The 12,604-nt window shown below is 53.6% G+C and carries 13 protein-coding genes and 1 riboswitch; of the genes, 7 read left to right on the forward strand and 6 right to left on the reverse strand.

Going from position 1 to position 12,604, the window contains the following annotated elements; all coding sequences use genetic code 11:
• Positions 1 to 441: 441 nt before the first annotated feature.
• Positions 442 to 1,626, forward strand: coding sequence for a plasmid replication protein RepC (gene repC, locus BJF95_RS23155; protein WP_245297406.1), 1,185 nt, complete (start codon positions 442 to 444; stop codon positions 1,624 to 1,626).
• A 247-nt stretch (positions 1,627 to 1,873) separates the two neighbouring features.
• Here the strand turns inward: repC and BJF95_RS23160 are convergent, their stop codons facing one another.
• Together BJF95_RS23160 and BJF95_RS23165 are read right to left on the reverse strand one after the other, a co-directional pair.
• Complete coding sequence (locus tag BJF95_RS23160; protein ID WP_075641859.1) at positions 1,874 to 2,695, reverse strand: bifunctional allantoicase/(S)-ureidoglycine aminohydrolase; 822 nt, start codon at positions 2,693 to 2,695, stop codon at positions 1,874 to 1,876.
• 91 nt (positions 2,696 to 2,786) lie between these two features.
• Positions 2,787 to 3,254 carry an Lrp/AsnC family transcriptional regulator gene (locus BJF95_RS23165; RefSeq protein WP_075641860.1) on the reverse strand — a complete coding sequence of 156 codons (468 nt, stop codon included), beginning with the start codon at positions 3,252 to 3,254 and terminating at the stop codon, positions 2,787 to 2,789.
• Here BJF95_RS23165 and BJF95_RS24175 point away from each other — a divergent pair.
• From BJF95_RS24175 to BJF95_RS23190, 6 genes are read left to right on the forward strand one after another with little or no spacing between them, the layout of a single operon-like run.
• Positions 3,253 to 3,420, forward strand: coding sequence for a hypothetical protein (locus tag BJF95_RS24175; RefSeq protein ID WP_175577317.1), 168 nt, complete (start codon positions 3,253 to 3,255; stop codon positions 3,418 to 3,420). The genes BJF95_RS23165 and BJF95_RS24175 overlap by 2 nt on opposite strands.
• Positions 3,420 to 4,199: an ABC transporter ATP-binding protein gene (locus BJF95_RS23170; protein ID WP_075641861.1), complete on the forward strand. Its 780-nt coding sequence runs from the start codon at positions 3,420 to 3,422 to the stop codon at positions 4,197 to 4,199. The genes BJF95_RS24175 and BJF95_RS23170 overlap by 1 nt, the downstream gene beginning before the upstream one ends.
• A gap of 52 nt (positions 4,200 to 4,251) precedes the next feature.
• Complete coding sequence (locus tag BJF95_RS23175) at positions 4,252 to 5,022, forward strand: transporter substrate-binding domain-containing protein (protein WP_075641862.1); 771 nt, start codon at positions 4,252 to 4,254, stop codon at positions 5,020 to 5,022.
• A 23-nt stretch (positions 5,023 to 5,045) separates the two neighbouring features.
• A complete protein-coding gene (locus BJF95_RS23180) occupies positions 5,046 to 5,768 on the forward strand; it encodes an ABC transporter permease (RefSeq protein ID WP_075641863.1) in 723 nt (240 codons plus the stop codon).
• 10 nt (positions 5,769 to 5,778) lie between these two features.
• Complete coding sequence (locus tag BJF95_RS23185) at positions 5,779 to 6,468, forward strand: ABC transporter permease (protein WP_075641864.1); 690 nt, start codon at positions 5,779 to 5,781, stop codon at positions 6,466 to 6,468.
• Between the two features lie 18 nt (positions 6,469 to 6,486).
• Positions 6,487 to 7,398 carry a homocysteine S-methyltransferase family protein gene (locus BJF95_RS23190; RefSeq protein ID WP_075641865.1) on the forward strand — a complete coding sequence of 304 codons (912 nt, stop codon included), beginning with the start codon at positions 6,487 to 6,489 and terminating at the stop codon, positions 7,396 to 7,398.
• Between the two features lie 102 nt (positions 7,399 to 7,500).
• Here BJF95_RS23190 and BJF95_RS23195 read toward each other — a convergent pair whose 3' ends face one another.
• The 4 genes from BJF95_RS23195 to BJF95_RS23210 all read right to left on the reverse strand — a co-directional run bounded on the left by BJF95_RS23195 (position 7,501) and on the right by BJF95_RS23210 (position 12,341).
• Positions 7,501 to 8,523 carry a FecCD family ABC transporter permease gene (locus BJF95_RS23195; protein ID WP_075641866.1) on the reverse strand — a complete coding sequence of 341 codons (1,023 nt, stop codon included), beginning with the start codon at positions 8,521 to 8,523 and terminating at the stop codon, positions 7,501 to 7,503.
• A gap of 15 nt (positions 8,524 to 8,538) precedes the next feature.
• Positions 8,539 to 9,498, reverse strand: coding sequence for an ABC transporter substrate-binding protein (locus BJF95_RS23200; RefSeq protein ID WP_075641867.1), 960 nt, complete (start codon positions 9,496 to 9,498; stop codon positions 8,539 to 8,541).
• 12 nt (positions 9,499 to 9,510) lie between these two features.
• Entirely contained in the window at positions 9,511 to 10,380 is an 870-nt protein-coding gene (locus BJF95_RS23205) for an ABC transporter ATP-binding protein (protein ID WP_245297407.1), read from the reverse strand.
• Between the two features lie 54 nt (positions 10,381 to 10,434).
• Positions 10,435 to 10,650: riboswitch (cobalamin riboswitch) on the reverse strand.
• Positions 10,651 to 10,865: 215 nt separating this feature from the next.
• Entirely contained in the window at positions 10,866 to 12,341 is a 1,476-nt protein-coding gene (locus BJF95_RS23210; RefSeq protein WP_075641868.1) for an amidohydrolase, read from the reverse strand.
• Between the last annotated feature and the right edge of the window lie 263 nt (positions 12,342 to 12,604).

The raw sequence follows: 12,604 nt of genomic DNA on the forward strand, positions 1-12,604 counted from the left end.
AACATGAAAGGTAGTGCTGAGACAAGAAAAAAGGCCCCAAAACGTCACCATCTCGGAAGCCCTCTTCTATGTAGCAATCTAAGAGAATCACTTCCTGCCTAAAAAGTCAAGACTCTTCCTCGGAAACGGGGAGGCTGTGTTGTTTTGCGCCTGTTGCATCTCAGCGATAAGCTGCGACGCAGGACTGCGTAACTACGTCACTTATCTTGGGTGATGGTATAAAAATTATGCCGCGCGTTGAAGGCGTTACGGTGTTGTTTGCGTCTTTAACAAGCCGCAGATCTCTGTAATATGATGGTGATTTCAGAAGATGATAGATATTTTGACGTGTCTGGTTGATGCGTTGATGACCTATGTTTTCCGATATGGTGTCGCTTGTCTCCGTCTGTGGAGCGGAAAGCGATGGAAAGACTTGCAACGACACCGTTTGGCGGTGGGCGATTGACCAGCCGGGTCTTGGCGCGGCAGGCGAAGATTGGTCAGCGACAAGAGCAGTTGAAGCGCGGAGAGGCGGGAAATGCCTCAGGTCGCGCTGACAAGTGGCAACTCTTGCGGGCGCTGACAGAGGCACGGCAGGTCTATGGTCTCGGTGACCGCACGATTTGCTTGCTGGAAGCTCTCGTAAGCTTCACGATCGAGCGAGAGCTTGATGGGAGCCAGCCTATTATAGTTTTCCCATCGAACAGAGAGCTGTCTTTTCGCGCCCGTGGCATGGCACCGGCGACTATTCGCCGGCATTTGGTCAGCTTGGTTGACGCCGGGATGATCTTTCGGCGGGACAGCGCAAACGGCAAGCGTTTTTGTCGGCGCGATGACGCAGGATTGGTGGAAGATGCCTATGGCTTCGACCTGGCCCCTTTGGCGCTTCGAGCCGAAGAGATCTATAGCGCGGCTGAAGCCGCAAGGGCAGAAGCGAAGCTGGCAAGAGCATTCCGTGGCGAAATTACAGTCCTGCTTCGCGATGCGTCGCGCATTATTACGCTGGCCTTGGAGGAGGGGCGTGTTGGTGACTGGGACGCCTTTTTGGTTGCCTATCAGATGAATGCGCGCGATGCGTCGCGTCGCAAGCACAGCAACGATCTTCAGTCTATCGCAAATGAGCTTCGCGCATTTCGCACACAAGTGGAAAATGCTTATCTTTCAAGCCTTTCAGATGAGGAAATGAGCGGCAATGATGATGATTTTGAGCATCACCAACAGAATTCAAATACAGAACTAACACTTGAATATACAGCCCTAGAAAAAAAGATTGCCGAGACAAGTGATGCAAAACCCGGTGAGGAAGACAGGAAGCTCGCGATTAGCCTTTCGAAATTGAAAGCGTTGTGTCCGCTCATCAATGATTACGCCAGGGACGGCATTTCCGGCTGGAACGATGTGATACAAACTGCAGATCTGGTTCGGACGATGTTGGGCATCTCACCGGACGCTTGGTCTAAGGCGAAAGCGGTCATGGGACATCAAGCCGCGGCGGTAACGGTTGCTGTCATGCTGGAACATGCCGAGACCATTCGATCACCAGGCGGTTACCTGCGAACATTGACGGCAAAAGCGGAAGCTGGAAAATTCAGCGTTTATCCAATGCTGCTTGCGCTTGAGAAGCCGACTGCGAGAAAATCGGAATAGAGAGGATTTCGTGTTTAGCGCTGCCGCCGTGTGTCGGAATTCAGGAACGTGAATGATATAGATGTAAGTTCCATAAGATGGATTACCGCACTTTCAATGTGCCGGGGTGGGTTCAAGGATGAAGCACAGAGCGGACATAAAGTGAGCGATCTCGCCGACAGTTTTTTATCTGATCCAACCAAACAACGGTAGAGAGCAATGGGTTGTCCAGGCAAGAGCACTTGTGCTCTTGCCTGAAACGAGGTCTTTACCAAAGGCGTGGGTGTCTGTTGACATCCTTATAAAGCAGATAACGAAAGCGCCCAGGGCCACCCGCATAGCAGGCTTGCGGACAAAAAGCCCTCAGCCACATAAAGTCGCCGGCCTCCACTTCCACCCAATCGTCATTCAGTCGATATACAGCTTTGCCTTCCAACACATAGAGCCCATGCTCCATGATGTGGGTTTCCATGAAGGGAATAATACCGCCTGGCTCAAACGTGACGATGTTCAGATGAAAGTCATAGCGAATATCGTTTGGATCAATAAAGCGCGTTGTTCCCCAAGCGCCATTGGTATTTGGCATCATGGCAATCTCGTGCTCGTCTTCATGGGTGAAGATGGCGGGCGGCGCATCTAGCCCATCAACGGGTTGGAACGCTTTTCGAACCCAATGGAATTTCGAAACCGCCTCACTGGTGTTATGCAAACGCCAAGGTGTACCCGCTGGCAAAAAGGCAAATGAACCAGCCTTAAGTGCATGTTCCTCACCTGCGTAGGTAATTGTTATGGAACCCTCGACCACAAAGATGGCGGCTTGAGCCCTCACGTCCGGTTCGGGGTTATCGCTGCCGCCGCCGGGTTCCACTTGCATGATATATTGCGAAAACGTTTCTGAAAAACCCGTCATCGGGCGGGCAATGATCCAGGCCTTGGTCTCACGCCAGTGAGGCAAAAGACTGGTGACAATATCGCTCATAACACCTTTTGGGATAACGGCGTATGCGGTGGTAAACACAGCTTTGCCGGACAGTAACTGGTTCTGAGGCGGCAGACCTCCCAAGCTGGTGTAATAGGTGTTCTTACTCATCGAACCTGTTTCCGTGTTGCAATTGATGGGCAATCTATTACGACAATTATTGCAATATCGGAAACTGCGGCCGGTATTTAGACGAGGGACGTCATTTTGCCATCGGCACGAAAAGGCTCAGCTTGATGTCTCTCAACACAACATTGGTATGCATTCGTCTGATCTGTGGATTTTCCGCCATCAAGACAGCAGCAATGTCATCATAGTGCTCGACATCCCTTGCGGTAATAATTGCAATAAGATCCACCTGCCCTGTCACATAGTAGACCTGCTGCACATGATCCTGCCGTTCTGCCCAAAGACGGAACCGGGCCAAGGCATCATAGTTATCACGCTCGATTTCCATGCCAACGATAAACACCATGGGGTGACCAGAGGATTTTCGATCGATAATGGCCACTTCACCCTTGATAACTCCGTCATCGCGCAGTCTCTTCAAGCGCCGTTGCACGGCGGATGCGGAAAGACCCACCTCCTCCGCGATCGCTTCAGCTTTCATTTGGCAATTGCGCTGAATGATCTCTATGATCTGGCGATCGAAGCGGTCGAGTTGTTCCATGGCAATGCCCTTTGCTGGTTTGGTCGAACAGCGCTCTTTGTTCAGTTTATACGCCGCATTTGCAATTGTTTTTCGCGGAATTTATGCAACAAAGTTTTATTTTGCGGGTAAATCCCGCGCACAACAGCCATTATGGTGCGAAATTATGACAGGCTGGACCAATTGATGACAGAGACCGCGCCCTGCGCCCTTCAGGTGGAGAACATCCATAAAAGCTTTGGCTCGCAGGAGGTTCTAAAAGGCATTTCTGTCACGGCCAATAAGGGCGATGTCATTTCCATTATTGGTTCGTCCGGCTCTGGCAAGAGCACGTTTTTACGGTGCATCAATTTTTTGGAATTACCTGATCAGGGCCGGGTGGTTGTCGCGGGCGAAGAGATCGCGTTAAAAACCGGGCGCGGTGGCAAAATGCAGCCGGTGAGCTGGCGGCAGATCGAGCGTGTGCGCACCGGTCTGGGCATGGTGTTTCAGAGTTTCAATCTTTGGGCCCATCTGACTGTGCTGGAAAATGTTATTGAAGCCCCCGTTCATGTGATGGGCATCAAGCGGGCCGACGCCATCGAAAAAGCGAAGGCGCTGCTGCACAAGGTCGGGCTGTACGACAAGCGCGACGCCTATCCCGCCTTTCTTTCGGGCGGACAGCAACAGCGGGCCGCCATCGCCAGAGCCTTATGCGTTGAACCTGCCGTGATGTTGTTTGATGAACCGACGTCGGCTCTCGATCCTGAGCTGGTTGGCGAGGTGCTCAAAGTGATCCGCGACCTGGCTGAAGAAGGCCGAACCATGTTATTGGTAACGCATGAGATGCGATTTGCGCGCGACGTCTCCAGCCACGTCATGTTTTTGCATCAGGGCCGGGTTGAAGAGGAAGGTTCGCCCGCGCAAGTGTTTGGCAACCCGACGAGTTTGAGGTGCCGAGAGTTTACCGCAGGTTTGACCGACTAGCCCCCTTCTCTCCCCTTTTCATATTTTCACCTTCAACAGGAGACGACACGTCATGAAATTCCTCTCGATGCTTTTGGCAGGCGCGGCTTTTGCTGCATCGGCTGTTGTGGCGCAAGCAGATGTCCGGTTTGGCATCATGAATGAATCCTATCCGCCGTTTTTTGCCAAAGATGCCAGCGGCAAATGGCATGGCTGGGAAATCGACATGATGGATGCAGTTTGCGCCGAGATGAAGGAAAAATGCTCGATTGTGGAACTCTCCTGGGATGGTCTGATCCCTGCCCTCAACGCCAAGAAATTTGACGTGATCTGGTCTTCGATGTCCAAGACAGCCGAGCGAGAAAAAAATATCGATTTCACTGATAAATATTACAACACGCCGAGCAAGTTAATCGGTATGAACGACATGAAGCCCGGTGCGACGGCGGATGACGTCAAGGGCAAGACCATTGGTATTCAGGTTTCAACCATCCAGTCGGATTACTACGCGAAGTATTTTTCCAAGGTTGCCTCGCAGAAAACCTACCAGACACTGGATGAAGCCTTTCAGGATCTCGCCGCTGGCCGCATTGATTACGTGTTTGGTGACTCCATTGCATTGGACGCTTTCTTGAAAAGTGACACCGGCAAAGATTGCTGCGCTGACATGGGCGATGTTGCCGATGATCCGCAGGTTCTGGGTGCCGGCGTCAGTGGCGGCGTGCGCAAGGAAGACACGGCTTTGAAGGCCAAGCTGAATGCAGCCATTGCGGCCGTGCGCGCCAGCGGAAAATATGACGAAATCAGCAAGAAATATTTCAACTTCAATATCTACGGTAAGTAAGATAACGCTGATACAGTATTGATATGGCAAGCACCCAAAGCCTTCTTGAATTGCTCTCCCCCTACCCTCCGGGCTGGGGTGGAACTTTGCTGTCTGGGGCTATGGCGACGCTTGCCATTTCAGGCGGTGCCTTTCTGATCGGGTTACTGATTGGCATGGTCGGCGCGCTGGGCAAACTGTCTGGCAATCGCGTTTTGAAAGCTGTGCTCAATCTCTACACGACCACGATCCGGGCGGTGCCTGAGCTGATTTTGATCGTCGGCCTCTACTATGCGGGTACCGATGGATTAAACCATTTGCTCCATGCATTCGATGTGCCACCCATTGAGGTCAATGGTTTTGTCGCGGCGGTTGTCGTTTTAGGATTCGTGCAAGGTGCCTATGCAACCGAAGTGCTCAGAGGTGCAATTCTCGCCATTCCGGTCGGCCAGGTTGAGGCGGCGAGGGCTTTTGGTATGGCCCCATTCTTGCGGTTCAGGCGGGTGATTTTTCCGGCTCTTTTGCCCAACGCCCTGCCCGGCCTTGCCAATTTGTGGATGGCCGTGACCAAAGACAGCGCGCTTGTTGCCGTGGTAGGGTATCAGGAACTTGCCCTTGCCACCCGATTGGCGGGGGCGAGCACGAAACATTATTTTTTGTTCTTTTTCGCGGCAGCCTGTCTCTATCTGGTCATAAGCCTTGTTTCCAATTTTCTGTTTATGCTGATTGAGCGCCGGGTCCGGCGCGGCCAGCCGACACTGGCTTAAGGGGCGAAAAATGGATTTTTCATGGATCGCCCGATATTGGCCGCTTTTGCTTTCAGGTGCGTGGCAAACGGTAACGCTCCTGGTTCTCTCTGTCGCTTTTGGATTTGTCATTGCAATTGGCTTGGCGTTTGCACAAGTGCGCGGTGGACGAACCCTTCGCTGGTTGTCAAAATCCTATTGTGCTTTCTTTCGTGGAACACCGCTGCTCATTCAGCTCTGGTTGCTGTATTACGGCGTTGGCTCCCTCCTGCCGATGATTCCGGGCATACGCCATAGTATTTTTTGGCCAGTTTTGCGTGAAGGTTTCTTTTTTGCGGTGGTCAGTTTCACGCTGAACTATGCTGCCTACGAAGCTGAAGTGTTGCGCGGCGCGCTTTTGGCTGTGCCAAAAGGTGAGTTGGAGGCCGGGCGCGCCTTTGGCATGGGCCGCTTTACCTTGATCAGGCGGATCTGGTTGCCGCGCGCCATTCGTATCGCTTTGCCGACCATTGCCGGCGAAGTGGTGATGCAGCTGAAATCCACCCCCCTCGCCTTCACGGTTACAGTGATGGATTTGTATGCCGTGGCTTACAAAGTTCGACAAGATACATTGCTGGTCTATGAACCGCTGATTGTTGTCACCGTCTTTTATCTCATTTTGACTGCCATAATCGCGCGCGCGTTTCACATTGTCGAAGCGCAGGTTCCCGTGCGCCGTTAACGAGGAAACAGGAAAGCAATGACGAAACTTCGTATTCTTGATGGCGGCATGAGCCGCGAATTGATCCGCCTCGGCGCAGAACTGAAGCAGCCAGAGTGGTCGGCACTGGCGCTGATGAACACGCCCGAGATAGTGCGGCAGGTTCATGCAGAATTTATTGCCGCTGGTGCCGATGTTGTGACAACCAACAGCTATGCGCTTGTGCCGTTTCATATTGGCGAAGAGCGCTTCCGCAAGGACGGCCCTGCCCTGATTTCACGGTGTGGGAGACTTGCTCGCGAAGCGGCAGATGCTATTTCTGATCGTAAAATCAGTGTGGCAGGTTCGCTCCCACCTATTTTTGGGTCATACGAGCCGCAGAATTTTGATTCATCGCGGGTGCAAGATTATCTCAAAACGCTGGTTGACGGCCTTGAGCCCTTTGTCGATGTTTGGCTTGGCGAAACGCTCAGCCTGATTGCCGAAGGCGAGGCTGTGCGCGTTGCCGTTGCCAAAACCGGCAAGCCCTTTTGGATATCTTTCACCCTCGCTGATGAAGACGAACAAGTTTCGGGTGGCGCGCCAAAGTTGCGCTCTGGCGAATTGGTCAAGGATGCAGCACTTTGGGCAGCAGATTCCGGCGCATCGGCTTTATTGTTCAATTGCAGCAAGCCGGAAGTGATGCTTGCAGCTGTTGAAACAGCGGCGGCTGTGTTCAAGGACAAGGGTGTTTCACTGGAAATTGGCGTCTACGCCAACGCGTTTGAGGGCGAGCAAGGCGACGCAGCAGCCAATGAAGGGCTGCATGAGACTCGGGCCGATTTGACGGATGATGCTTATTCGCGCTTTGCATGTACATGGGCAGATGCCGGTGCCACGATGATTGGCGGATGTTGCGGCATTGGGGCCGCCCATATTCACGAGGTTGCCAGAGTGCTGCACGCACGCTGAGCATGTTGACTTTTTCCTGCGTAAAATCTGGGTTGGATCTTACGCAGGAAATTGCCGACAGCATCGGACCTAAAAGTGTGAACCGATGTTAGGCACCATGCTTTAACGTGCGCTGTCTTTGCGCATGATCCAAACAAAAGCGACGCAGCCAACGATGCCGGTGACAATCCCAATCGGCATATCTTCCGGTGCCACGGCCAATCGTGCCACAAGATCGGCCAGAATAAGCACCAAGCCACCAACCAAAGCAGACATTGGCAAGACGCGGGCATTGTCAGACCCCACCATGGCGCGGACCATATGTGGCACCATCAAACCCACAAAACCAATGGCTCCGGAAAATGCCACCATTGTGCCCGTCACGAGGGCTGCAACAACAAAGAGGATGAGGCGAAAACGGGCGACGTTGACGCCCAATGTTGTTGCGGTTTCATCGCCCATGGCCATGGCGTTCAAGGGTTGCACGTTGGGAAGCAGATAAACAAGGGCCGCGAACAGAACAAGTGCCGGGTAGAGCAAGTGCTGCCATTGGGCGAGACCAAGCCCTCCCAGCATCCAGAACATCACCGTTTGTGTTGCGCGGGGATCTCCTAAAAACACCAGAAGATTGCCAAGGGCTGTGAAGAAGAAAGCGACAATCACGCCCGATAGCACCAGCCGATCTGCCTGCATGCCGCGCCGCGCACCCGCCACCAAGGGTACCAAAGCCGTTGCCATCAAGGCACCGGCAAATGCAAAGAGTGGAACGGTGAAAAGGCCAAATACCATGCCTGTATGCAGCAAGGCGATGATGGCTCCAAAGGCGGCACCCGATGATACGCCAAGCAAATGCGGGTCCGCCAGCGGATTGCGTGTGGCTGGCTGCAAGACTGCCCCCGTCAGAGCAAGCCCGGCACCAACAAGACCACCAAGCAACACCCTTGGAAACCTGACATCCCAGACGATGCTGTCGCGCCCTTGTGACCAATCAGCCGCAAAGCTGTCAGCATGAAGGTGATTGGCAACAATTTTCCAAACCGTGACTACAGGTATGGGGGCAGAACCTAAGGAAACCCCGGCGCTGATGGTGATCAACACCAGAGTGAAAAGAAATGTGGGCCAGAAAACCTTTTTTATACAATGCACAATGAAAGCCTGGCCTTACAATGACTGAGGATGAAAAGCAGCGGCCAGCCGCGCAATGGCATCAATATTGCGTGGACCAGGTGTTGCTTCGACGTAATCCAGCACGATGAACCGCTTGTTTTTCACGGCATCAATGTTCTTGAAAGCCGGGTTTTGCATCATGAAATCGATTTTCTGTTGCGCAGTGACATTGCCATAATTGACAATGATAATCACTTGCGGGTTTCGCTCAATCACGGGTTCCCAAGACACTTCGGTCCAGCTTTTCTGGACGTCATCCATAATGTTGATGCCGCCCGCCGCCTCGATCATTGCGGTGGGAATGCCGAAGCGACCGGAGGTGAAAGGTTTTTGCTCACCGGAATCGTAAACAAACACCCGCTCGGGTTTGTCCGTCTTGCTGATTTTTGCCTGAATGGTTGCAAGTTGCTGGCGGTATCCATCAACAAGCTTTTGCGCGCGATCTTCCACTCTGAAGATTGTGCCAAGGTTCAACAGATCCACGAACATATCGTCCATGGTCGGTTTTTGCTTTTGCATGATGTGAATACAGCTTTCAGTCAACTCATAGACCTTGATGCCCAGAGGTGCCAAGGTTTCGGGTGTAACCTCTCCACCCACTTTCATGCCGTAATTCCACCCGGCGAAATAAAAATCCGCGTCGGCATTGAGCAGCACTTCTTTGGTGGGATATTTCGCTGAAAGTTCTGGCAATTGCTGGATGCCATCGCGCAGTTTTTCATCCAGTGTTTTCCAGCCCGAAACGCCGGTATAGCCAACCATGTGATCCTGTAGTTTCAGAGCCAGCATCATCTCGGTTAAATTGACATCATTGGAGATGGCGCGGGTCGGTGCCTTGTCGAAGGTAACGTCACGGTTACAGCTTTTCACTGTGACGGGTGCGGCCGATGCGGCGGTGGCACCCCCCGCTGCGAAGAACGCTGAGAGGAGGAGAGCGGTTGCGATTTTCTTCATGATGTGACCCGGTCAGGAATTGAGTGCAAAGGAAAAATGGTGACTGGCACCATCCGAAATGGCATGTGCGTGCGTTTTGACATTAAACGCGCTGGAGATATGCTCAGGCGTCAGCACCTCTTTGGGCGGGCCACAAGCGATCATCTCGCCATTGTGCAATATGGCTGCCTTGGTGGCGAAACCTGCCGCCAGATTGATATCGTGCAGCGTCGTGATAATGGTGATGCCGAGACCGGCCAGAAGGTCCAGAATTTCCAGTTGATTGCGGATATCGAGATGGTTCGAGGGTTCATCCAGAATGAGCAATTGCGGCTCTTGCGCCAGCGCACGCGCCACCAGAACACGTTGTTTTTCGCCACCGGACAGCGTACCAAAAGATCGCTTTTCCATCCCACGCAGGTTTAGGTGTTCCATGGCGTGATGCGCTTTTGCGCGGTTTTCAGACGCATTGCTGCTGAGGCCTTTGCGCCAGGGTATCCGCCCCATCAGCACGATATCTTCGACGGTGAATGGGAAAGACGCGGGCGTTTCCTGCACTACGACCGCGATGCGCCGGGCAATATCGCGGGAAGACAGGCTTTCGAAATTTTGACCATCGAGTAGTACCCTCCCCTCACTGGGTTTCACGGCGCGATAGAGGCAACGCAACAATGTGGTTTTGCCAGCGCCATTGGGCCCAACAATCGCCAGAAGGTCACCCGCTTGGATCGATAACGTGATGGAGTGGAGCAGCCGGTGCCCACCCGGAGGTGTATAGCAGAGATTTTCGACGGCGAGTGCCGCGCCTTGCGTGTTACAACTCACCAGCGCCCCCTGCCCTTTGAAGGAGCAAGGCTTATGACCACTGGAAACAGAGCCAGTGTCGAAATTGAATTTGGCCACGCCATTTGGCGCGCCCTGAGCCTTGATAGTGCCATCGGAACACCCCGTCCGCTGCGGTTGAACATGCGAATGGCAGGTCTCCTGGCTCGCGGGTCGCTGCTGGCCTGCGCCTTCCCGGTTGTTCACCAGTGGCATGATGCAGACGTGCTCGCCGCTTACAGTTGCGGGGGCAGCCGCGGTCTCGGTCCCTTTTGGGTCGTCCTCACCGCGTTCCCTTTTCAGCCGCAGCCTCTTTTCGAAAGCTGCAGCACCATTCAAAGTTATCACTGCCATGGAGATGTGTTCCGCGCAAGTCTGACGTTAGATATATGTCGTGTTTTGGTATAACATTACATTTATTTCGTCAATGCGTTTGCTCGTGCCGACTTTTGCGGTGCTTGTTGATTTTTGCAGAGATAGGCTGTGTATATTTGTGAACTTGCACCCAAGGATTGCTAAGTAATCTTTTTGCGGATGACGCGCTTTCTCCACGCACCAGCCAGTTTCTAGATGAATCTGACTGGTGCCTGGAGGTGTTCGTCTTGATTATTTCGCCCACCCATTTCGACAATGGGTGGCTGGGCGTTGGCCGGGAGCGGGCTTTCGTAGGCTTTTCCTTTTCGACGCGCCACCAGATCTTGCAAGGCGGCTTCGCGTAAATGGTCGCTCTCAAATGCGGCCCTGCCGGTTGCTGCCATCACCTTGGCCGTGGCGACCATGCCCTTATGGGCCATCTTGCTTTTGCCTTGGGCCACAAGCTGCCATGTGTGAAATGGGGTGCCGATGGCGCAGGTTGGACCATCGGCTTGCACGGTCGGAACGACCCAGCTCACATCACCCACATCCGTCGAACCGGTGATGATTGGAGTTCTATCGTGGGCGGGGATGATGAAGTCGGCCAAGGGCACGTCCCGCTCACTCAGCTGTTCGGTGCGCCAAGGTGCTGATATTTCGGCGGGCGTAAGCGTGGCGCGGATTTCCTCTGCAAATGCCCGGTCGGCATCATCGAAAGGTGGCGGCCCCAGTTCTTCCCACGCCTGCTGCATAACGTCCATCAATGGACCGTTGGTGATCACATTGGAAACGGCGCTGATAACCTGGGATTCCACGTGGGTTTCCGTCATCAATGCCGCGCCCTCGGCGATTTTATGTACGCGGGCAACCAACTCGCGCATGCCATCCAGTTCAGGAGCACGGATCAGATAACGCACTTTGGAATAGGCCTGCACAACATTGGGTGAAATACCACCCGCATCGAGAATAGCAGCATGCACGCGGCAATCAGATGGCATATGCTCGCGCATATAATTGACGCCGACGCTCATCAGCTCGACGGCGTCAAGCGCGCTGCGTCCAAGTTCAGGATTTGCCCCTGCGTGTGCCGCCCTCCCCCGGAAGGTGAAATCGACTCTGGAATTGGCAAGCGAGGTAGAGCGTTGGACGGCGGCGAATGAACTGGGGTGCCAACTGATGGCGATGTCGACGCCCTCGAACGCCCCCTCGCGAACCATAAACGCCTTGGCCGCTCCCCCCTCTTCCGCCGGGCATCCATAATAGCGCACGCGACCGGGTAGTCCTTTTTCCTTCAACCAATCTTTCAATGCGGATGCAGCTAACAGAGCGGCTGACCCCAGCAAATTATGGCCGCATCCGTGGCCATTTCCGCCGGCGTGAACGGGACGGTGTTCTGCGACACCCGCTTCCTGGCTGAGGCCGGACAGTGCATCATATTCGCCGAGAAAGGCAATAACTGGTCCCCCCTCCCCTGCTTCACCCATAACAGCTGTCGGGATACCAGCGACGTGTTCGGTTACCCGAAAGCCTTCTTGTTTGAGCATTGCAACATGCTCGGCAACAGAGGCTTCCTCCATGTAGCATGTTTCAGGCATTCCCCAGACACGATCGCTTAAGTCGATAAACGCGGGTGCCTTCTGGTCGATCACGGACCAGAGTGCGGCGGAACTATTTTGGGAGATGGTCATAGGGCACCTTTATTGCACAGTCTCTATATGGTCAGCATAGGCCGCTTATGGCGTGACGCAAGGGTGTTTTGTGCGCTTTCCTAGCGTGAATTTTAGGTTCCCCGCCGGCGAAAAAGGAGCGTGATTTGTGAAAATCATTGCCAAGAAAACGCGATGGTTGATGTCGAAACATGACAGTGAACGCACCGGACTTTTCCACGTGTTCGCCTTGGGTGGCGAGACGCAAGGAGACCCTCATGAATAGAGATGTGAAATGTCTCTGC

This window comes from Rhizobium oryziradicis (assembly GCF_001939045.1).
Classification (GTDB): Bacteria; Pseudomonadota; Alphaproteobacteria; order Rhizobiales; family Rhizobiaceae; genus Allorhizobium; species Allorhizobium oryziradicis.